The sequence below is a fragment of the Palleronia aestuarii genome, assembly GCF_003253995.1.
GTDB lineage: Bacteria > Pseudomonadota > Alphaproteobacteria > Rhodobacterales > Rhodobacteraceae > Palleronia > Palleronia aestuarii.
The window spans coordinates 241,859-261,287 of sequence record NZ_QKZL01000001.1; the positions used below are offsets into that span (position 1 = coordinate 241,859).

The following is a 19,429-nucleotide window of genomic DNA, read 5'->3' on the forward strand; positions in this document are numbered from 1 at the left end:
CCGCTGTTCTTCGTCTGCTGACAGCAACTCATGACGCGTCTTCGGACGGCCCGCGTTCCGCGTTGGCGATCTGTTCGGCGATCCAGACGCCGCCCATCGTGCCACGGCCGAACGGCGCTATAGGCACCACGTTATCCGGAAAGGCATGCCGTTCGGCCGCAGCGTCGCATAGAATGCGTTCCGCTGCGGCGAGACGCTCCCGTGCGGCGGTCACGACGCCTTGCGCGTCGAGCCGTTCCGCGACCGTCGCCTCTGGCCAGGTCAGCATCATCAGTGCGTCACCAAGCTCGGACGCCGACAGGGCGTCGATCTCCGACAGCTTGCGCATCGCGACCGCAACCGTTTGAGACAGGACGTGCGCCAGAGGCAGTTCGGTTTCGAGCCGCAAAGTGACAGCCGCACCGAGGACATGCGCCTCGATTGCGCGCTCGGCATCCTGGGTGCGGTTCGGGCCGAACATCAGGACGGCCTCCGCTCGGCGCGGGCCGGGTCGTGGCGAGCGTCGCTCAGGGCAATGATGCGATCCGCTTCGCGGAGGCAGAGGTCAGGCCGTCCGGCGACCTCCAGAAGAACGATCTGGATCGTCCAGGCAAGCGCGGCGCGGCTCGCGCCTGTCGCCCGCCGTAACGCGATCAGATTATGGTCGAAACCGTGCATTTTGGTCTCCTTGATGGCTCGGTGTGAGCCGATGGGGAGAACTATGCGTGTGAAGCTTCACACCGTCAACTATGTTTGTGTGAAAAATCACATTTTGTGCGCGTTCGCAAATGTTCTACTTATGCAGTAGAACTGGGAGATCCGTGTGAAACTTACCTATCTTGAAGAGTGTCTAGCGCTCATTGCGCTCAAGCCCGATGACGACTCATCGCGACCAGTGCCGATAGAAATCGCTCTTGATCGGCTTCGTCGTATTGGGAAAGAAAATCCGCCAGATCAGCTCTGACTTGGGGCCGCTTTCCAAGCCCCATTAACTCACCGGGATCTCTACCTAAGGCTTCCGCCAGTGCGAAGACCGTCGAAAGCTTCGGACTTTGCGCTCGGCCTTCACGGAGATCTGTTACGCCACGGCGGCTCATTCCCGCTTTGCGAGACAGTTCCGCTTCGCTCATGCCTTCTTCGCGCATGGCTTGCAGGAGGTTTTGGACAAAAACGTGAGTAGTGCTCATGGTGAGAAACTTACCGCACGCCATCTTCGCGCACGAATGTGAAGTTTCTCGTTGAACAGTGTGATTTATCACACTAGCGTCCTTCGGCATGAGCACACTCTCGGAAGAACTCCGTCGAGAAGTTGAAGCGGTCGCTTCGGCGCTCGGCGTGCATCCTAGTACGGTAGGCAAGCGCGCCGGGCAGGGTGGGCATTTCTACCGGAGGCTCTGCGCCGGCAAACGCATCTGGCCAGAGACCGCCGAGAAGGTGCGGGCGCTGCTGATCGAGATGCGAGCGAATAATATTGCACATGACGCAAAAGATGGTGAGCGAAATTCCGCCGCACAACCCCAGAAAGTTGTTTCAACGCAGGGTGGTACGGGCGCGCCTTCACCTGCCGCTCCGTCAATCACGGAGCCACGCGATGTTTGATCTCACTCGTCTCGCGTCCGCATGGCGAGCGCTACGAGCCGCAGCTGCGCGGATGCTTCGACCTGCTCTTCAATCTGATCCGCAGCGTCTCGAAGTGCCTTCGGAAGAGATCGTGCGGCTTCGAACTCGACTTCAGCATACGGAGTCTCGCGTCCGTTCTTTGGAAATACTGGCACGTGAAAAAGGACGGTCGATTGCGCCTCGTAGCCGCCGGTCTCGTGGGTGAGCTGCATGGGTATATACACGCTGAAGAAGCCGAATGTTTCGCCCTCTTCTCCCTGCGTCCATTCGATTTGGCCATCTGAAATCGTGGCGGTCGTCCTCATTTCGTCGCTCATCGAAGTCGTCCTCTCTCAGTGTGGTTTGGAGGGATCGACGCGTGCCGGCATGCGCTCACGTCGCGTCGTCCGCGATCTCGGATCGCTTTCGGTACTCGTAACCCTCAAAGGGGAGGACGTGGCCAAGCACAATATGTTGCCACGGGACAACCAAACGATCGCCAGCGTCGTCGTACCCGAGCGATCCGAGCGTGTCGTTGTAGGCTCTGGCATCCAGCGCGCGCATGGTGGGCGGTTCATCGGCAGTGATTGCGATCATGTCGCCGTGCCATCCGGCGAGCTGTTCTGCTGTGGGCTCTATAGTTCGTTCGATTTCGGCCAAGAGCCGGTAGTAATCGCGTTGCAGCGCCTGATGGTCCCGCGCCTGGCGGCCGAAGTCGAAGACCAGTTGCAACGAGCCAACGAAGGCAACGGCCGCACCGATCCAAACGGTTCCGACGCCGAGGCGCGCGGCGGCATCGCCGACCGCCGCCGCGCCCAGCACGATGATCAAGAGCGAAAAGATCCGATTGGCGCGCTCCAGACCGCGCCTGCGGGCGGTGTGGTAGTGCGCGTTTCTCAAGACGTTGAACCGAATTCCGTCTCGATCAGGTGTCATGTCTATTTTTCCTTGTCGGGGGGTGAAGGGGGCTTGTCTTCGTTCCGATCCGGCTTGCGCGGCTGTCTCACTCCCACTGAATTGCCAACGCGGCTCGGTGGTGGCGGTCGCACCCCCATGTACCGCATGTGCCTTTCCGGCTCGCGGCGCTGCCGATCTTCTTTTTTGTCGTCGCTCATCGAAGTCGTCCTCTCTTGGGCTGTTCTTGAGGGGTCGAAAGGTACCGGCGGGCGCGCTCACGTCCGTCGGTACCGCCATGGTAGCATGATCATCCGCCAAGGCTGCATGCAATGAGCGGCGCGCAGAACGATCCCGGCCACGCACTCGACTGGCCGAGCCTCGACCGCCATGCTGGGTCTACCGGTCTCTTCGTTCGCCGCACGATGGCGGATTTTCTGGGCACCGCGCGTCGGTCGCTGACCTATGTCGCGACACCTTACGGCCTCGACGAGGCGCATCGTGCCGCGCTCGTGCCGGGCCGTATGCGCCGCGAGATGTGGGCGCTTGCCGATCTCACGCGGGCATTGGCCGAGACGGGGATCACGGCGATCGTGCCTGCGCTCTCGCTCGACCTCATGGTGCGGACGGCGCGCTCTGCCGATCTCGATCGGGGTGTTTGGGTCCGCCCGATCCTTCAATCCGCCGCGCAGGTTCTGATCCCGGCGCTTCCGGGGCGCGACGTCTCGCACGACGTCTGGGCCGACGCCTGGACCGCGATCGACAGCAACACACCCGTCTTCTGGATCGAGGAGGATGCCTCATGAATGCGTTCGACGCCCGCCCGATCGCGCGCCGGAACCCACCGATCCGTGTCGCGCCCTTCTCGGCCCGCGCTACTGATCACGTTTCCTGCAAACGTCTTTGGGGCGCGGTCCTACTCGAGAACCTGCGCGAGCATTTCAAAGCCGGGCGAAAGAACGGCGCAACTGTAGACGGCTGGCCGAGCACGTACGGGTTTGGAGAGGTCTGCACGCTCGCGGGAGTCGATCCACCCATCGTACGCGACTGGATCGCCGCGCAATGGCGTGAACCGCGGCCGGGTGCGGCGCTCTTCAGCCAGTCCGCGAAGATGAGGACCGACGGATGAAGGACGTTGTTTCGGATCGCGGATCACTCCGCGCCATTTCCATCGCCGATGCCAAGCCCGTAGAACTGATCGACCAGCCTGCCCCGATTATGGAATGGGTGGAGATCGTGAAGCTTAGGGTAGACGATGCGTATCAGCGCGGACTTGGCCCGGCGAACTGGAAATCCATCCGGCGGATCGCCGGTGACTTCCGTTGGAGCCGCTTCACGCCCGTCCTTTGTGCGCCGGTCCCCGGCGGCCTCTTCGCCATCATCGACGGTCAGCATCGCACCCATGCCGCACTGATGTGCGGGATCGAGGCCGTGCCCTGCATGGTCGTGCACATGAGCGTGGCGGAGCAGGCGTCGTCGTTCTCCTGGGTGAACGGCAACGTCACGGCGATCTCGCAGCTTCAGATCTACAAGGCGGCGCTGGCCGCACGTGAACCCTGGGCCATCGCCAGCCGCGCGGCGGTCGAGGAGGCCGGATGCCGTCTCATGACGTCCAACCGGTCCAACACACAAAAGCGCGCCGGAGAAATCTACACCGTTCCGCTCATCCGCAGCTACATAGAAGCGGGATGCGAGGACGTCGTGGTTCGCGGTCTGCGCGCCATCCGCCGAGCCGACGAGGTCGGCGACCCGGCTTTCTATCTGGCGGGCATCGTCAAGCCATGGTTGGCCGTAGTCGCCGAGGCCAAGGCGCCGACGGCCCTGCTCGAAAGGTTTTGTCGCGCCCATTCCCTCGTCGAGATTTCCGAGCAGGCCAGCGCCCTACGCAAGCGCCCTGAGTACCGCGGCAAAACGTTGAACGACCTCACTCGGGCATCGATGCTCGCGCTCCTGCGCCAGTTCGCTCAGGGAGCCGCGGCATGATCGGTCGGCAAAATCGGTCCTCTGCCGTCATGCAGCAACGCGCCCCGGCGCCTGACGCGCTCGATGATTTCCCGACGCCGCCCTGGGCGACACGCGCACTCTGCAAGTTCCTCGAGCGCGAAGGGTTCGACCTAGGTCAACAATCCTGCTGGGAGCCGGCCTGCAACCGCGGACACATGGCGCAGCCGCTCGCGGAGCATTTCGCCGAGATCACGGCTACCGATATCTTCGATTATGGCTGGCCGGGCATGGATGGCGTCTGCGACTTCCTGGGCGCGCCGGGCCTGCACGAGCGCCGCCCGGGCTGGGTCATCACGAACCCTCCCTTCAAGGTCGCCGATCAGTTCATCCAACGCGGGCTGGATGTCGCGCGCGAGGGCGTGGCGGTCTTCGTTCGCACATCCTTCGTCGAAGGGGCCGAGCGATACCGGACCCTCTTCTCCGTGAGGCCGGAGACATTCGTCCTGCCCTTCGTCGAGCGAGTCCCCATCTGGCGCGGCGTGCTGCTCGATCCGGACGTCCCGGTCTGGGACGCGGAAACGCATGCGCTACGCAAGCCTTCGACCGCGACGTCCTACGCCTGGCTCGTCTGGACGAAGGACAAAGTCGTTGGGGCCGATCGCACGATTTTCGAGCGCATTCCGCCTTGCCGGGCGCGGCTGACCCGGCCGGGGGATTATCCGCCACTGCCCGACCACCTGCGGCCGCCAGAAGGCGGGCTGATGGGGATGCTGCAATGAGGGGCGTCGAGATCGGCATGATTGCCCTCGGGATCGCGTTGCGCGCGAAGGCCGGGCGGAAAGAGGCGATGTCGATCGCATGGCTGCGCGAGCAGGTCGATCTGGAGACCGGTCACGGCCCGGCTTTGCACCGGGCGCTCGACTCCTTCGACGAGCACATGCGCCGCGGCAGCGCGACGGCGGCAGGCGCAGAACTCGAGGATTTCGTGCACGAGCTGGCGCGAGAGATCGCCCCGGCGCAGGCGCCGGTCTTCGCATGGCAGGAAAGGGCCGATCTCTCATGACCGATGCTCCGCGCTTCACCGATGCCGATCAGCTCGTGATCTCCGCCCTGACATCGATCGTTCTAGGCAAGCCGACGGATGCGGATCGAATGAAGGCGTTCGACGCGTTGCGCCTGGCGCTGACGCGCCTCGATCGCTTCGCCGACAGCCCGATGCCCGGCCTCGTCCTCGCCGCGCATGAACTCGACGTGGCCTTCGCGGAAGGCGGCGAATTCCGGGCGAAGGCCCGGATCGAATGGGCGCGCGTGGCGCTCTCTGACTTTTTCGCGGACCGCCGGGACCGGGCGCTCGCCCGTGGGCAGCTCGCCTCATGAACCAGGACGATGCCCGTCTCATGGAAGCCCGATCCATCCCGATCGGCGAAATCGCCGAGCGCCTTGGACTGCTCGCCACGTTGAAGCGCGCCGGCCGCGAATGGACGGGGCCGTGCCCCAGCTGTGGCGGGACCGACCGGTTCTCCATCAACACCGATCGCGACGTCTACAATTGCCGCAGCTGCCAGGGGGGCGACGGGATTGGCCTCGTCGAGCTCGCGCTCGGATGCGACTTCCCGGCGGCGCTGGCCTGGCTCGTCGGTGATCGCGACGTGCGCCTGTCGCCGCAGGAGCTCGCGCGGCGCGAGGGCGAGATCGCCCGGCAGCGCGAGGCGAGAGAGCGGCGGGCGGAGGACGAGCGACGGAAGTCGATCGCCGCGGCGCGCGCGATCTGGGCGGAGGGCAAGCCGATCGCGGGAACGGCCGTGGAAGTATATCTCTCCGGCCGCGGGCTCGGGCCCGACATCCTGACCCCGCCCGAAGTCCTGCGGTATCACGAGGCGTTGCCATACATGGACCGGCAGGCGGGTGAGTGGGTGGAGATTCACCGAGGCCCCGCCATGCTGGGCCTGATCGCCGCGCCGAATGGCGAGCTGATCGGCGTGCATCGCACCTGGCTCGATCCGGCGGAGAAGGACGGCAAGGCCTACATCCACGTGCGCGGCACCGCGCGGCCCGCGAAGAAGGTGCTGGGATCGAAGAAGGGCGCCGCCATCCGCTTGTCGGGGCAGGCCTGCGCACCAGGGACCTTCGACACGCTCGTCATGGCCGAGGGGATCGAGACGACGCTTTCCGCGATGGTCGCCGATCCGGTGCCCGGCGCCGCCTACTGGGCGGGGGTAGACCTCGGCAACATGGCGGGGCGGCGCCATCTGCGCGGCGAGGGCATGAAGTTCGCGGGCATGCCCGATCTCGACGATGACGAGGCCTTCGTACCGCCGCCCTGGCTGCGGCGCCTGATCTTCGTCCAGGACGGTGACAGCGATCCGCGGGCCACGCGCGCCAAGCTTCAATCCGGGCTCCGCCGCGCGAAGCACCACAATCCCGGGCTGGCCATCCAGATCGTCCATGCGGGCGAGGGGGTCGACCTGAATGACGTTCTGATGGGGAAGGAGGGCAAGCCATGCTGATCGCCCGTATCGAAGGCTGCACGCATGTCATCGGCAAGTCGCAAGGCTATCTCGGCCTGCCGGTCCGGCGCGAAATGATCGACTGCGCTGTGAACGGGCCGGGTACGCCGTCGATGACGACTGCCTGGCATCCGACGCCCGACGAGCTCGCCGCGCTCAATGCCGGGGCCGCGGTGCACGTCCAGCTCCTCGGCGAAATGCATCCGCCCATCATCGTCGGTGTCGGGAAACCGCCCCTCTGATGGACCGGCTGGAACTCATACGATCGCGCTTCGCAGCGGCAGAGGACGTGGAAAGCCTCGACCCCTCGGCCTCGCCTGGACGCGGCGACTCCCCCGCACCCCCTCAGGATGAGGGACGGTTTCCTCCCGATCCGGCGGAACCTGAAGTGGAACTGCCGGAGGCCGCGTGCGCGAACTTTCCGCTCAACGACATCGGGAACGGCCAGCGATTCGTGACCTATTTCGGGAGCGACGTGATCCGGGTCAGCAGGGTCGGCTGGTTCGTCTGGACCGAGAAGGTCTGGAAGAAGGATCAGGAGGACGGGAGGGGGTTCTCACCGCTCGTGCGCGCCCTCGCGCAGCAGATCAGCACCAAGATGGCGGCCGAGGTTCCCTTCATCCCGATCAATCAATACGACCGCGCCCTGCTCTCGGAGGAGGACGGTCTCGTCCGTCGCCATGCCGAGCTGCGCCATCTCGACGATCCCGATGCGGAGACGGCGGCCGAACTGGCGGAGGTCTCCGCGAAAATGCGTCGTCTCGAGCAGGCTAAGAAGATGCTCGGAACGCGCCGCCGCGAGTACCATGCCTTTGCGAAGTCGACCGGCAACAAGGCGAGGATCGACGCTCTGCTGACAGAAGGGTCCGTCTCCCTCAGCCATGCCTTCGACGAGCTCGACGCGGAGTCTCTCGAGGTGAACACCGGATCGGGTGTGCTGGCCTTCGGCGTGACCCGTGGGGACGGCATGGGCTCGGTTGCCGATGTGCGCCTGCGACCTCACGACCGATCGCAGCTGATGACGAAAATCATGCCGGTCGATTACGATGACCAGGCACGGTCGCCGCTCTTCGATGCCTTCCTCGAGCGCGTCCAGCCCAATCCAGAAATGCGCGCCTTTCTACAGCGCTGGTTCGGGCTGAACCTCACCTCGATCACCGGCGACCAGAAGCTTGCCTTCTTCTACGGCGAGGGCGCGAATGGGAAATCCGTGCTCACGGACCTGATGGCGCGGATGATGGGCGATTACGCGGCCACGGCGCGGATCGAGAGCCTCACCGGCACAAACCGGCGCGGCGGCGGCGATGCCACGCCCGACCTCATTCCCCTCATGGGGGCCCGCATGGTGCGGGCGTCCGAGCCCGAGCAGGGCACGAAGCTCCAGGAGGGCGTGATCAAGGAACTGACGGGTGGTGAGCCGCTCCTCGTCCGCGCACTCCATAGCGACTTCGTCGAGGTCAAGCCGCAGTTCAAGCTGACGATCAGCGGCAACCACAAGCCCGACATCCGTGGCACCGACGATGGCATCTGGCGACGCGTCATGCTGATCCCGTTCCTCGTTCAGATCCCGGAAGCCGAACGCGACCCGGACCTCCTGAAGAAGCTCTGGGAAGAGCGGTCCGGTATCCTGAACTGGATGGTGGCGGGGCTGATCGATTACCTCGAAGGCGGCTTGCAGGTGCCGAAGGAGGTCACGGAGGCGACGCAGGGCTATCGTGAGGACAGCGATCCGATCGGGGTCTTCCTCGCCGATTGCTGCGAGGTCACCGGATCGGAGCAGCACTTTACCCGCTCGAAGGAGCTGGTCGAGGCATTCCATTTCTGGATGGATGAGCGCGGCGAGACGCAATGGACATCCGGCACGGTCACGAAGCGCCTCAAGGATCGTGCCAAGCGGTACCGTGACCCCCGGACCGGACGGACCTTTCAGGCCGCAAAGCGCTCGATCGCGGGCTATCTCGGCGTCAAGCTCGCCGACATATTCGAGAAACGCTTGCGCGACGCAGGGGGGTCGTCCGGGCTCTCCCGCGGCTCGTCCTCGCCGTCCAGCACATCCCCGGACCCCTTCTAAGGCGATCACGCGGGAGGGAAGGGACGGAACCGGTACTCAGCGGGAGGTGGGAGGATAACGGGGGTCTGGGGGAAATGAAGCGAAGTCAGACGGTTAGGTGGCGATCAGGGAGAGAGGGAGGCTAGGGAGGCATTTTGCGAGGTAACACATGCGCGCGAGAGTATGGGTCCTCCCAAATGAAAACGCTCTTATGCGTTACCTGCAAAAATCCTCCCTACACTCCCTTACCTCCCCTGACGCCTTATAGAATGAACAAAATCAACAGCTTGTTAGAGAAAAGAAGGAGGGAGGAAAGGAAAATGGCGAAAACCGTCCTCCCTCACTCTCCCTCGTCGAAAAGGAGCCTCCGCGATGGGTAATGGACTGTCGGAAAGCGACCGGAAGCTGATCAACGCCGCGATCGAGGAGGGGCGGGTGGTGCATGGTCCTTCGGCTTTCGGCACCGGTACATCGCGGTCCGGCACGGCGAAGCGAACCGCGCCTGCTCCCGTCGATACTGCCTTTGCGTTCGATCCGTTCCCCATCGGGTCTGCGCCCCTCGGCCCGGCGCCGCGCGTCGTACGGCGCATGGGCGTGCGTGAAGCACTCGAATGGGCTTTCGCCTCCGAACATGCACGGCTCGACGACGATCCGGTCGCCACGAGCTCCGGCGGCGCGCGGATCGGCTTCGGCATGGAGTTCGTGCTGATGCAGCGCGCGATGCTGGGCGGCACGGCCATCGACACGTCACCTGGCCGGTCAACGCCGGCGGATGATGCAGAGATGGTGGCAGCTGCGGTCCAGGCTGCGCTGACCTGGCCGATGGCTTTGCGTGTGGCGGAGTTGGCCCGGGCCTGCCTGGTTCCCGATGCGATGGTGGGCGCCCGCCCTCGCTGCCTGCCCGTTCGCTGGCAGCGCAACGCCCATGGTCTGCACGGCAAGTCCGAGACGATGCCGCGGCAGAGCTACATGCTGAATGGTCGGGTGCGGTCATTCGAGCCGAGGTTCACGCCGATCACCTATGCACCAACGGCGTCGCAGATTGCATCGGCGCGCCGAGCGTATCTGGATTGGTGGAGCGCTCTCCTCAGCGTCATGTCGCTCTTGCGCCATGCTCCCCTACGCTGGATCGAGTTGACGCCTGAGATGCCTCCCCTGACGCCCTGGCGCGAATACAGCTTGACGGGAGCACAACCCTAGGGTTATTGACTTTTCCCAGACAACCGACGTGCGCCCGGGGCAGAGATGCCGCCGGGCGCTTCGCGTTAACACAGTCGGAAGCGGAAGCTGGTAGTTTGAAAGCGAGGTCGCGTCGATCCTCGCTGTAGAGGGGACTTCATTTTGGAACCAATACGGACTATATTCGCTATCCAAAACAGAGTCCGGGATCGGGGAGGATCGGGACAAATGCATTTTGATGTGAGTCAGTATGAGGACGTCTATAACGGGTCTGCGAGCCGAAAGGCATACGCGGGCATGATCCTTGCGTTGTGGTTTGCGCTCGGCGGATTTGTCTGTTCCGTCATCGGCGATTTTGTCCCCGTCTTGTCTTCCGTGTTCGTTAACATTATCGGTGGTGTCGTTGCCGTGCTCGTTGCGATGGCACTTAAGTTAGTGAGCAGGAAAAGGCCGGAATAGATCGTATTCCGGGATCGGAAAATACAATTCCCGTGGAACTTCATCGCTAATGGTCCAGTTGCGCTGGCCGTCGGGGCTGCCGTTCTGTGGCTGCTGGTTCATTTTGATTTTCATAGGTTGAGCGACGGCTCGCTTGCTGTAAAACGGCTGGGGTCCGTTTTTACCCTTGGTTCAGCTACCTACATCCTCGCCCTCTGTTTCCTTTCAAGCCAAATCCCGACCGGTCCTTCCGTGGGTGACATGATCGATAATGGCTTCGGTTCGCAGACGACAGGGTGGGCGTTCCTGACGTTGTTGTTCAATGCGGTGTTACAGTTGTGGGATGAGTTTCGAGTGCATCCATAGGCGTAGTTTCCGCTATAGCATTTCTCATAGGGTTAATCTTTAGACTGACTTACTAGCGCCCGGGGCAGAGATGCCGCCGGGCGTCGTCATTTTTGGGGCGGTGAGTATCCATCCTGCTCTTACAACGAGATCCTCATGGGAAAGCGCCGCAGCCCCGAGTTCAAGGAAGGCGCTCGCAGCCGAGGCTGTTTGAGCGACCCGGCGCCCGAGCGGATGCAAGGCCCGCACCGACTTTGGAAGGGTGGCAGAGAGGCCGATCGCGGCGAACTGTAAACTCACTGGGGAAACCCCACGGTGGTTCGAATCCATCCCCTTCCACCATTCGAGTAGGAGAGGCATGGCGAGACTGAAGCAGTCCGCGCCGCGCCTCGGGCAATCGGCAACGCGGCTGCGGCGCGCACCGTCGCCGACGTCGGAGGCGGAGCGATTGGCGGAGCGTAACCGCATCCGGCCGAACTGGTACGGCACGGCTCGATGGCAGAAGCTCCGTTGGGCGGCACTGGTCCGCGACGGCTTCGTCTGCCGTCAGACTGGGGTCGCACTGCTTGGAACATACCCGGCCTCGGACAGTCCGGCGGTCGATCATATCGATCCGCACCACTGGGACCCGGTCCTGTTCTGGGACATCGAGAACCTGCAGTCGGTCACGAAGGCCTGGCACGACGGCGAGAAGCAACGGCGCGAGAAGGGCGCCGCTGGGTAGCGCCAACCCAGCCTCCGTCGCCGGAGGGGGGTGGTTGGAAGTCTGGCAGGGCCGTTCCGGCTAGACCCGCGCTCCCCACAATCGGAGATTTTTTTCCTGTGACAGACGAAAATCCCGCGGCGGAGGCCGATCTCGATCTGTTCGGCAATCCGGTGATGCCGCTGCGGGATCGGCGCGGTCGGCCGTCATTCGCGCAGAGCAAGGAAAACATGGACTTTGTCGCAGTGCGCGCGGCAGCTGGCTGGTCGCACAAGATGATTGCCGATGCGATCGGCTGCGATGAGAAGACGCTGCGGAAACATTTTTCCCGTGAGCTCCACGGCGGAGCACTGATCGTCGAGGGCATGTGCCTCGACGTTCTGATGGCGAAGGTCCGCCAGGGGCACACGCCGTCGGTGGCGAGGCTCATGGAGCGCGTGGACAAGGCGGCGCCTGCCGCGGCGACGCCGCCCTCGAAGGACGATGACGATGCGCCGAAGGGCGTGAAGGAACGCCGCCTCGAGGAGGCCGCCAATCCGGATGCCGAGTACGGCGCGCTCTACAGCCGGATCGCGCGGCCGCAATGAGCGCGATCGATATCCGCTTCGCCTGTCCGGACTGGTGGGATCGCCTGCAGCGGGGCGAGACGCCGATCTCCGACCAGGTGCTGGACGAGGAGATGGCGGAGATCGCCGTGGCGCTCTTCGACAAGCTGCGCGTGCCGGACATTCCGGGGCAGCCGCGAATGGCCGATGCGGCGGGCGAGTGGGTGCGCGACATCGTACGGGTGGCGTTCGGATCAATCGATCGCGAAGCTGGCCGCCGCGTGGTCGGGGAAATCTTCAACCTCGTGCCGAAGAAGAACGCGAAGACGACGAACGCGGCGGCGCTGGGGCTCGTCGCCATGCAGATGAACACCGTCCCGAATATCGATGGGGTGATCATCGGACCGACGCAGGAGGTGGCGGACAAGTGCTTTGCCCAGGCACAGGCCATGATCGAAGCCGACGACTGGCTGAAGAAGCGGTTTCGGGTCCAAGAGCACCGCAAGACGATCATCGACCTGCACCGTGATCCGAAGACAGGGCGTCCGCTGAACGCCAAGCTGAAGGTGAAATCGTTCGACCCGGCGGTGGTAACCGGCGGTATTCCGGCCTTCGCCATCCTCGACGAGATCCATGTGATGGCAGCCAAGAGCTACGCGAGCCGGGTCCTGCGGCAGATCAGGGGCGGGATGATTACGAACCCGCTGAGCCTGCTTTTGATGATCACGACTCAATCCGAGGAGCCGCCGGTCGGCATCTTCAAGGATGAGCTCGAGTATGCGCGGAAGGTCCGCGACGGCGTCGTCTCGTCGAACGTTCGGCTGATGCCGGTGATGTACGAGTTCCCGGAGCCGTTCCAGAAGGACAAGGGCGAGCCGTGGAAGGATCCGCGGAACTGGTCACTGGTCCTGCCGAACCTCGGCCGGTCGATCACGATCGACCGTCTGATCCCGGATTTCGAGAAGGCGAAAGAGACGAGCGCGGAGGAGCTCGCGGGCTGGGCGTCGCAGCACCTGAACATCCAGATCGGGATGGGACACCATCTGTCGCAATGGGTCGGTGCCGGGCACTGGAACGGCGGGACGGATACGACACTCACGCTCGCCGAGCTGATGGCGCGGGCCGAGGTCTGCACGATCGGGATCGACGGGGGCGGGCTCGACGACTTGCTCGGCCTTTCCGTTCTCGGCCGGGAAAGGTCGACGAAGCGGTGGCTGAGCTGGTCGCGTGCCTGGGCTTACGAAACCGTGCTGCAGCGGCAGAAGCAGATCGTCGAAGCGTTACGGACATTCGAGACCGCGGGCGACCTGGTGATCTGCTCGTATCCGGGGCAGGGAATCGAAGAGCTCGTCGCGATCTGCGTCCAGCTGCGGGATGCGGGGCTGATCCCGGAGGCGGGCGGCATCGGGCTCGACAACGCCTCCGGCGTCGGCGTGATCATCGACGCACTCGAACTCGCCGGGATCGAGACGGACACTCTGAAATCGGTCTCGCAGGGATACCTGCTGACCGGGACCATCAAGTCGGTGGAGTTCAAGCTCTTCGACGGGACCTTCCTGCATGCGGATCAGCCGCTGATGACGTGGTGCGTCGGGAACGCGAAGACCGAACCGAAGGGGAATGCCGTGGTCGTAACGAAAGCCGTATCCGGCGCCGCGAAGATCGATCCGCTCATGGCCCTCTTCAACGCGGCGCAGCTGATGAGCTTGAACCCTGAAGCGGCGCGCGGTCCGAGCGTCTACGAGCGCCGTGGAATGCTGACGGTATGAGCCGCCAGAACATGAGAGTGGTGGATCGCCCGACATCGATCCCGGCCGTAGGGCGATCCCGGCTTGCGGCTGAAACGAAACCCGCCGCTCCGAAGGCGATGGTGGGCGAGGGCGCTGCGTTCAGCGGATTTGGCGATCCGCACCTCATGGAGTTCATCCGCGGCGGCCTCGGGGCCATGACGGAGGCCGGGGTTTCGATCACGCCGAAGCTGGCGATGCGAAACACGACCGTGCTGCGGTGCGTGTCGCTGATCTCGTTCGCAATCGGCATGCTGCCGCTGCAGCTTCACAGGCGGGAGGACAAGAGCAAGGCGACGGAGCATCCGCTTTACCGCGTCCTGCATCGTCGGCCCAACGCATGGCAAACCAGCTACGAGTTCCGGGCCTTCATGCAGCAATCGGCCCTGGGCGCGGTTGGGGACGGACGAAAGGGAGACGCTTTTGCGCTGATCGTCCGGAGCGGCCGGAAGATCCTTCAGCTTGTGCCCCTCGATCCATCTACGGTCGAGGTTCGGCAGAGAAACGATTGGTCGCTCGAGTACGTCGTCACGCGGAAAGACCGCCAGAAGCAGACCTTCCCGCAGGCGGACATCTTTCACCTGCGCTTCGGATTGAGCGATGACGGGATCAGCGGGCTGTCCCTGGTAAAGCAGGCGGCGGAGGCGATCGCGCTCGCGATCCAGACGGAGAAAGCAGCGGCCCGTCTTTTTCGAAACGGCATGCTCGTAGGCGGGATGTTGAAACACCCGGCCGAGCTGACGCCCGAGTCCTACGCGCGACTTCAAGCCAGCATGGCAGATCGCGAAGGGGCGGAGAACGCGCACCGGACACTGATCCTCGAAGAGGGGATGACATTCGACACGGCCTCGGCCACCGGCCGCGACAGCCAGGCGATCGAGCAGCGCAAATTCCAGATCGAGGATATCGCGCGACCGTTCGGCGTGCCGCGGCCGCTCCTCAATGTCGACGACACGTCATGGGGGTCGGGCATCGACGTCCTCGGCCAGTTCTTCGTGCGCTACGGGCTCAACCCGTGGTTCGAGGCCTGGCAGCAGGCGATCGAGCGCTCTCTCCTGACCGAGCCTGAGGCCGACGTCTACGAGGCAAAGTTTAACGCCGGGGGCCTGCTCCGCGGGTCGATGAAGGATCAGGCCGATTTCTTCGCCAAGGGCCTCGGCGCTGGCGGCCATGCACCCTGGCTACATCCGGATGAGCCGCGCGACTGGATGGACCTGCCGCCGCGCACTGACCTGCCTGCAGCAATGGGGCAGACCAACAATGGGGATCGCAATGAGCCTTCGTGACCTTCCGGAAATCCGCGCCGAGCGGCTGCCCACCGTCTGCGCCTTCGAGCCCGACGCGGACGCGGTCGAGCGGTGGAACGCCGCCATCAAGGCCGAGGCCGATGACGATCAGTCGATCTCGATCCTCGAGGTGATCGGCGAGGACTTCTGGACCGGTGGCGGCGTGACGTCGAAGCGGATTTCCGCGGCACTGCGCGCGATCGGCGACCGCGACGTCATCGTGAACTTGAACAGCCCGGGCGGCGATTTCTTCGAGGGCGTCGCCATCTACAACGCCCTGCGCGCGCACCCCCGGAAGGTGACGGTGCGGATCCTCGGGCTTGCCGCCTCGGCGGCATCGGTGATCGCGATGGCGGGCGACGACATCCAGATCGGGAAGGCCGGGTTCCTGATGGTGCACAACGCGTGGGTCGTGGCCATTGGCAACCGGCACGACCTCGCGGAAGCCGCGGCTACGATGGAGCCGTTCGATGACGCCATGGCGACCGTCTATTCGGACCGGGCCGGTGCCACGAAAGTGCAGGCTGCCGAATGGATGGACAACGAGACGTGGTTCAACGGGGAGCAAGCCGTCGCGGCCGGCCTCGCCGACGGATACCTGCCGGCCGACGCCGTGCACGAAGACAAGACGAAGGCGGAAAGCCTCCGCGGCGTGAATGCCACGCGCCGCGTTGATGCGCAGCTCGCCAAGACCGGAATGCCGAGGTCGGAACGCCGTGCGCTTCTGGCCGAAGCGAAAGGGGGCATGCGCGACGCTGTCCCGACCGTCACGCACGACGCTGACGAAATCGCAGCCCTGATCCAAGGGCTTCGTTCCACCATCGCATCCTGAAAGGAAAGAGGATGAATGTTCCGATGACCCCCGCGCGTGCGCGCGGGATCGTCGCCGTGCGCGCGGAAGCCCCCGGCGACATCAAGGCCCTTCTAGGCGACCTGCAAAAGGACTGGGATGCCTTCAAGGCCGCCGCGGCCGAGAAGGACAAGGAGCAGGCCGCGAAGTTCGACGATGTCGTCACCACCGAGAAGTTCAACCGCATCAATTCGAGCGTGTCGGACCTGCAGGCAGCCGTCGATCAGGCGAACGCCAAGCTCGCCGCCATGTCGATCAATGGCGGGTCGTCCGCTGGTCCGCGCGATCCGGAATACACCGCCGCGTTCCGATCGCACTTCCGGAAAGGTGACATCGAGGCGAGCCTGCACAAGGGATCCGATCCGGAGGGTGGCTATCTCGCGCCGGTCGAGTGGGACCGGACGATCACCGACAAGCTCGTCGAGATTTCGCCAATGAGGCAGATCGCGCGCGTCCAGACCATTTCCGGGAACGGTTTTAGAAAGCTGGTCAATCAGAAGGGCACCGGATCGGGCTGGGTCGGCGAGACCGCGCCGCGTCCCGAAACGGCGACCCCGACCTTCGGCTCGATGACCTACGATACTGGCGAGCTCTACGCGAATCCGGCAACGACTCAGCAGATCCTCGACGACGCCGAAGTCAATCTCGAGCAGTGGCTGAGCGACGAGGTCGAGCAGGAGTTCAGTTACCAGGAGGGCATTGCTTTCGTCTCCGGAAACGGCGTCAACAAGCCTGCCGGCTTGCTGAGCTACGTCACCGGCGGCGCAAACGCGGGCGTCCACCCCTACGGCCCGATCCCAACCGGTGTGACGGCCGCGGCGGCGGATACAGTCACGGGTGACGAGCTGATCGACCTCACGGGCTCGATCCCCACCATTTACCAGGCCGACGCGCGCTTCGTTATGAATCGCGCCTCGATCTTCCGTATCCGTAAGATGAAGGACGGGCAGGGAAACTTCCTGTGGCAGCCGTCTTTTCAGATCGGCCAGCCGCAGACCGTGCTGGGTTATCCGATCACGGAGATGGCAGCGATGCCGGGCATGGTTGCGGGCGCGTTCCCGATCGCGTTCGGCAATTTCCAGCGCGGCTACATCGTGATCGACCGGACCGGCGTCCGGGTCATGCGCGACCCGTACACCAACAAGCCCTACGTGCACTTTTACACGACCAAGCGCGTCGGTGGCGGGCTGCTCGACCCGCAGGTGCTGCGCGTCCTGAAGATGGCTGGCTAATCGCCGGAACATCGTGGCGCCGGCCCGTCCGGCGTCACCTTCACGTCAATGAATGGAGGCTGACATGGCCAGCAAGACGAACAGCGAAGCGGAAAGCAAGGCGGCCGCGGGCGCCGCGGGCAAGGCGGAAGACAAAACCGTCTCCGGCGCCACCACCCTGTCGGACGTCAACACCGATGCCACGACGATCACGGGCCCCTCCGTCGAGGATGCCCGCGCGGGGACAACAAAGCTGCAGAACCGGATCGACCAGAACGTGCCATCGGGTTCGATGGTCCAGTTCGATCCCGCCCGTATGGGCCTCGATCCGACGCCCTACGGAAGCGCCGCCGCGCCGTCCAAGACGGACGAAGGCGACGAATGATGCTGAGGCCGGTCCGGGTGACGTCGCCTACCGCCGATCCGGTATTGGTCGACGACGTCAAGGCGTTCGCCCGGATCGACCACGATGACGATCAGAAGCTCATCACGGCCGCGCTTCTGACCGCTGTTGCCTATCTCGACGGATATGACGGCATTCTAGGCCGTTGCATGGTCGAACAGACTTGGCGGCAAGCCTACCGCTGCTGGCGCTTCCGCATGAAGCTCCCGCTCCCGGACGTGACGTCTGCGACCGTGTCTTTCCGACGGCCCGATGGTTCGGAGGCCGTGCTCGAGGACGGGTTCCACATCGAGAACGACATGCTCGGCTCGTGGGTCGTCTTCGACGGGCTTCGCCCGCTCCCGGCGCTCCTACAATCCGAGGCTGCCGTGACGATCGATTTCGTCGCCGGATACGGTCGGCCGGGGGACGTTCCGGAAACCCTGAAGACGGCGATAAAGATGCTGGCTCTTCATTGGTACGACCATCCGGAGGCGGTCACGAAGAACGACCTTTCGCTCGTGCCGCTCGGCGTTCGCGCGCTCATCGCGCGGCACAGATGGATACCGCTTTGACGACCGGGCGCCTCAACGAGCGCGTGGCCTTCGATATCGAAGATCAGACCGATGACGGCTACGGGGGGAAGAACAGATCGTGGCAAGAAACCTTTCAGGCCGCGGCGGAGATCATCTACGAGCGTGGCGGCGAGGCGACAATCGCAGGGGGGCTGACTGGCACCGCCTCGTGGAAGGTACGGATCAGGGCGCATGCGGCCTCGCGCGCCGTCACGACCGATCACCGGATGCGTGACGTGCGAAGGGGGCTCGCGTTCAACATCCGCGAGGTCGATGCGCTGAGCGACCGCCTCTACGTCTGGCTCAAGGTCGATAGCGGCGTGGCGATCTGATGGCCACGCCGTCCGAAGACCTTCAGAAGGTCGTCTTCGAAGCATTGATCGCCGATCCATCCGTCTCGGCAATCGTGGGGGACCGCATCGTCGACGGACGGCCGGACGCGTATCCGTGCTGTACCTTCGGGCCGCGCGATACCGTCTTCGAAGATGCGGAATGCATCATCGGCCGGACGGAGACGCTGCAGATCGATTGCTGGGTGGTCGACGGCGGCCGCACCCGTGGCGCCGCGGCGCTGGCGGACGCGGTGAAGGCCGCGCTGCATCGCCAGGATTTCGCGCTCGACACTCACGCGCTCGTCTCCCTGCGCGTCACGGCGCAACGAGCTTTCCTCGACGCGGACGGTCTGACCGGCCACGGGGTAGTGACGATCGAGGCGGATATCGAGGAGCTCTGATGGTCCAGGGATTGGCTCAATTTAATGCGCGGTGGTCGGCGATCCCGAAGAAGGTGCGGCAAGCCGCCCGCGAGACGCTCGAGCAGAACGCCGACGAGATAGTAACAGCGATGCGGCGCTCCGCCCCGGTAGGCGAGACCGGCAATCTGCTCATCTCGATCGACTGGACGTGGGGCGATCCACCCAAGGGAAGCATGATGATCGGCACGGTCGGAGGCAGCGCCAAGTCGCAGCTGCGGATCACGATCTTTGCGGGCGGCAAGATGCCCGGCGGCGGCGACGCGTTCTACGCGCGCTTCCAGGAGTTCGGGACGAAGAACATGACGGCCAATCCGTTCTTCTTCCCGGTCTGGCGGGCCAAGCGCAAGCGCGTCCGTTCCCGCCTGACGCGCAATATCAACAAGGCCATCCGGCAATCCTAA

General features: G+C 64.2%; 28 protein-coding genes and 1 tRNA gene. 24 read left to right on the forward strand and 5 right to left on the reverse strand.

Features of this window, described 5'->3' with window-relative positions; all coding sequences use genetic code 11:
* Positions 1 to 28: 28 nt before the first annotated feature.
* From LX81_RS01240 to LX81_RS01250, 3 genes are all read right to left on the reverse strand, one after another.
* Positions 29 to 460: a hypothetical protein gene (locus LX81_RS01240; protein WP_111535459.1), complete on the reverse strand. Its 432-nt coding sequence runs from the start codon at positions 458 to 460 to the stop codon at positions 29 to 31.
* The gene (locus LX81_RS01245) at positions 460 to 657 is read right to left on the reverse strand and encodes a hypothetical protein (RefSeq protein WP_111535460.1); all 198 of its coding nucleotides are present in this window, start codon (positions 655 to 657) and stop codon (positions 460 to 462) included. Before LX81_RS01245 ends, LX81_RS01240 begins: the two co-directional genes overlap by 1 nt.
* Before the next feature lie 188 nt (positions 658 to 845).
* Positions 846 to 1,166, reverse strand: coding sequence for a helix-turn-helix domain-containing protein (locus LX81_RS01250; protein WP_211322680.1), 321 nt, complete (start codon positions 1,164 to 1,166; stop codon positions 846 to 848).
* Positions 1,167 to 1,254: 88 nt separating this feature from the next.
* Between LX81_RS01250 and LX81_RS21805 the strand changes: the two genes are divergently transcribed.
* Positions 1,255 to 1,578, forward strand: coding sequence for a hypothetical protein (locus LX81_RS21805; RefSeq protein ID WP_146259374.1), 324 nt, complete (start codon positions 1,255 to 1,257; stop codon positions 1,576 to 1,578).
* 2 nt (positions 1,579 to 1,580) lie between these two features.
* Here the strand turns inward: LX81_RS21805 and LX81_RS01255 are convergent, their stop codons facing one another.
* Entirely contained in the window at positions 1,581 to 1,916 is a 336-nt protein-coding gene (locus LX81_RS01255; protein ID WP_111535462.1) for a hypothetical protein, read from the reverse strand.
* Positions 1,917 to 1,971: 55 nt separating this feature from the next.
* Entirely contained in the window at positions 1,972 to 2,514 is a 543-nt protein-coding gene (locus LX81_RS01260; protein ID WP_111535463.1) for a hypothetical protein, read from the reverse strand.
* A gap of 290 nt (positions 2,515 to 2,804) precedes the next feature.
* Here LX81_RS01260 and LX81_RS01265 point away from each other — a divergent pair, with 290 nt between their 5' ends.
* The 23 genes from LX81_RS01265 (at position 2,805) to LX81_RS01375 (ending at position 19,429) form a co-directional block, all read left to right on the forward strand.
* Positions 2,805 to 3,278 carry a hypothetical protein gene (locus LX81_RS01265; RefSeq protein WP_111535464.1) on the forward strand — a complete coding sequence of 158 codons (474 nt, stop codon included), beginning with the start codon at positions 2,805 to 2,807 and terminating at the stop codon, positions 3,276 to 3,278.
* Positions 3,275 to 3,601, forward strand: a complete 327-nt coding sequence (locus LX81_RS01270; protein ID WP_111535465.1) for a hypothetical protein — start codon at positions 3,275 to 3,277, stop codon at positions 3,599 to 3,601. The genes LX81_RS01265 and LX81_RS01270 overlap by 4 nt, the downstream gene beginning before the upstream one ends.
* Before the next feature lie 98 nt (positions 3,602 to 3,699).
* Positions 3,700 to 4,455, forward strand: a complete 756-nt coding sequence (locus LX81_RS01275) for a ParB N-terminal domain-containing protein (protein WP_170133810.1) — start codon at positions 3,700 to 3,702, stop codon at positions 4,453 to 4,455.
* Complete coding sequence (locus LX81_RS01280) at positions 4,452 to 5,195, forward strand: hypothetical protein (RefSeq protein WP_111535467.1); 744 nt, start codon at positions 4,452 to 4,454, stop codon at positions 5,193 to 5,195. The genes LX81_RS01275 and LX81_RS01280 overlap by 4 nt, the downstream gene beginning before the upstream one ends.
* Positions 5,192 to 5,479 carry a hypothetical protein gene (locus LX81_RS01285; protein WP_111535468.1) on the forward strand — a complete coding sequence of 96 codons (288 nt, stop codon included), beginning with the start codon at positions 5,192 to 5,194 and terminating at the stop codon, positions 5,477 to 5,479. The genes LX81_RS01280 and LX81_RS01285 overlap by 4 nt, the downstream gene beginning before the upstream one ends.
* Positions 5,476 to 5,793, forward strand: coding sequence for a hypothetical protein (locus LX81_RS01290; protein ID WP_111535469.1), 318 nt, complete (start codon positions 5,476 to 5,478; stop codon positions 5,791 to 5,793). The genes LX81_RS01285 and LX81_RS01290 overlap by 4 nt, the downstream gene beginning before the upstream one ends.
* 20 nt (positions 5,794 to 5,813) lie before the next feature.
* Positions 5,814 to 6,923 carry a DUF7146 domain-containing protein gene (locus LX81_RS01295; RefSeq protein WP_234822444.1) on the forward strand — a complete coding sequence of 370 codons (1,110 nt, stop codon included), beginning with the start codon at positions 5,814 to 5,816 and terminating at the stop codon, positions 6,921 to 6,923.
* The gene (locus LX81_RS01300; protein WP_111535471.1) at positions 6,917 to 7,165 is read left to right on the forward strand and encodes a hypothetical protein; all 249 of its coding nucleotides are present in this window, start codon (positions 6,917 to 6,919) and stop codon (positions 7,163 to 7,165) included. Before LX81_RS01295 ends, LX81_RS01300 begins: the two co-directional genes overlap by 7 nt.
* A 146-nt stretch (positions 7,166 to 7,311) precedes the next feature.
* The gene (locus LX81_RS01305) at positions 7,312 to 8,994 is read left to right on the forward strand and encodes a DNA primase family protein (RefSeq protein WP_170133811.1); all 1,683 of its coding nucleotides are present in this window, start codon (positions 7,312 to 7,314) and stop codon (positions 8,992 to 8,994) included.
* A gap of 351 nt (positions 8,995 to 9,345) precedes the next feature.
* A complete protein-coding gene (locus LX81_RS01310; RefSeq protein ID WP_111535473.1) occupies positions 9,346 to 10,173 on the forward strand; it encodes a hypothetical protein in 828 nt (275 codons plus the stop codon).
* Between the two features lie 207 nt (positions 10,174 to 10,380).
* Positions 10,381 to 10,611 carry a hypothetical protein gene (locus tag LX81_RS01315; protein WP_111535474.1) on the forward strand — a complete coding sequence of 77 codons (231 nt, stop codon included), beginning with the start codon at positions 10,381 to 10,383 and terminating at the stop codon, positions 10,609 to 10,611.
* 580 nt (positions 10,612 to 11,191) lie between these two features.
* Positions 11,192 to 11,277 (forward strand) — tRNA-Tyr (locus LX81_RS01320).
* A 16-nt stretch (positions 11,278 to 11,293) separates the two neighbouring features.
* A complete protein-coding gene (locus tag LX81_RS01325; RefSeq protein WP_111535475.1) occupies positions 11,294 to 11,659 on the forward strand; it encodes an HNH endonuclease signature motif containing protein in 366 nt (121 codons plus the stop codon).
* Between the two features lie 98 nt (positions 11,660 to 11,757).
* Complete coding sequence (locus tag LX81_RS01330) at positions 11,758 to 12,225, forward strand: hypothetical protein (RefSeq protein WP_234822445.1); 468 nt, start codon at positions 11,758 to 11,760, stop codon at positions 12,223 to 12,225.
* Positions 12,222 to 13,952, forward strand: a complete 1,731-nt coding sequence (locus tag LX81_RS01335; protein ID WP_111535476.1) for a terminase large subunit — start codon at positions 12,222 to 12,224, stop codon at positions 13,950 to 13,952. Before LX81_RS01330 ends, LX81_RS01335 begins: the two co-directional genes overlap by 4 nt.
* On the forward strand, positions 13,949 to 15,256 hold the full coding sequence (locus LX81_RS01340; protein WP_234822446.1) for a phage portal protein: 1,308 nt from the start codon (positions 13,949 to 13,951) through the stop codon (positions 15,254 to 15,256). Before LX81_RS01335 ends, LX81_RS01340 begins: the two co-directional genes overlap by 4 nt.
* A complete protein-coding gene (locus LX81_RS01345; protein WP_111535477.1) occupies positions 15,243 to 16,088 on the forward strand; it encodes a head maturation protease, ClpP-related in 846 nt (281 codons plus the stop codon). The genes LX81_RS01340 and LX81_RS01345 overlap by 14 nt, the downstream gene beginning before the upstream one ends.
* Positions 16,089 to 16,099: 11 nt before the next feature.
* Positions 16,100 to 17,338, forward strand: coding sequence for a phage major capsid protein (locus LX81_RS01350; protein WP_111535478.1), 1,239 nt, complete (start codon positions 16,100 to 16,102; stop codon positions 17,336 to 17,338).
* 64 nt (positions 17,339 to 17,402) lie between these two features.
* Positions 17,403 to 17,702, forward strand: coding sequence for a hypothetical protein (locus LX81_RS01355; RefSeq protein WP_111535479.1), 300 nt, complete (start codon positions 17,403 to 17,405; stop codon positions 17,700 to 17,702).
* On the forward strand, positions 17,699 to 18,274 hold the full coding sequence (locus LX81_RS01360) for a head-tail connector protein (protein WP_111535480.1): 576 nt from the start codon (positions 17,699 to 17,701) through the stop codon (positions 18,272 to 18,274). Before LX81_RS01355 ends, LX81_RS01360 begins: the two co-directional genes overlap by 4 nt.
* A complete protein-coding gene (locus LX81_RS01365) occupies positions 18,271 to 18,606 on the forward strand; it encodes a phage head closure protein (RefSeq protein WP_170133812.1) in 336 nt (111 codons plus the stop codon). Before LX81_RS01360 ends, LX81_RS01365 begins: the two co-directional genes overlap by 4 nt.
* The gene (locus LX81_RS01370; RefSeq protein WP_111535482.1) at positions 18,606 to 19,007 is read left to right on the forward strand and encodes a DUF3168 domain-containing protein; all 402 of its coding nucleotides are present in this window, start codon (positions 18,606 to 18,608) and stop codon (positions 19,005 to 19,007) included. Before LX81_RS01365 ends, LX81_RS01370 begins: the two co-directional genes overlap by 1 nt.
* On the forward strand, positions 19,007 to 19,429 hold the full coding sequence (locus tag LX81_RS01375; protein WP_111535483.1) for an HK97-gp10 family putative phage morphogenesis protein: 423 nt from the start codon (positions 19,007 to 19,009) through the stop codon (positions 19,427 to 19,429). The genes LX81_RS01370 and LX81_RS01375 overlap by 1 nt, the downstream gene beginning before the upstream one ends.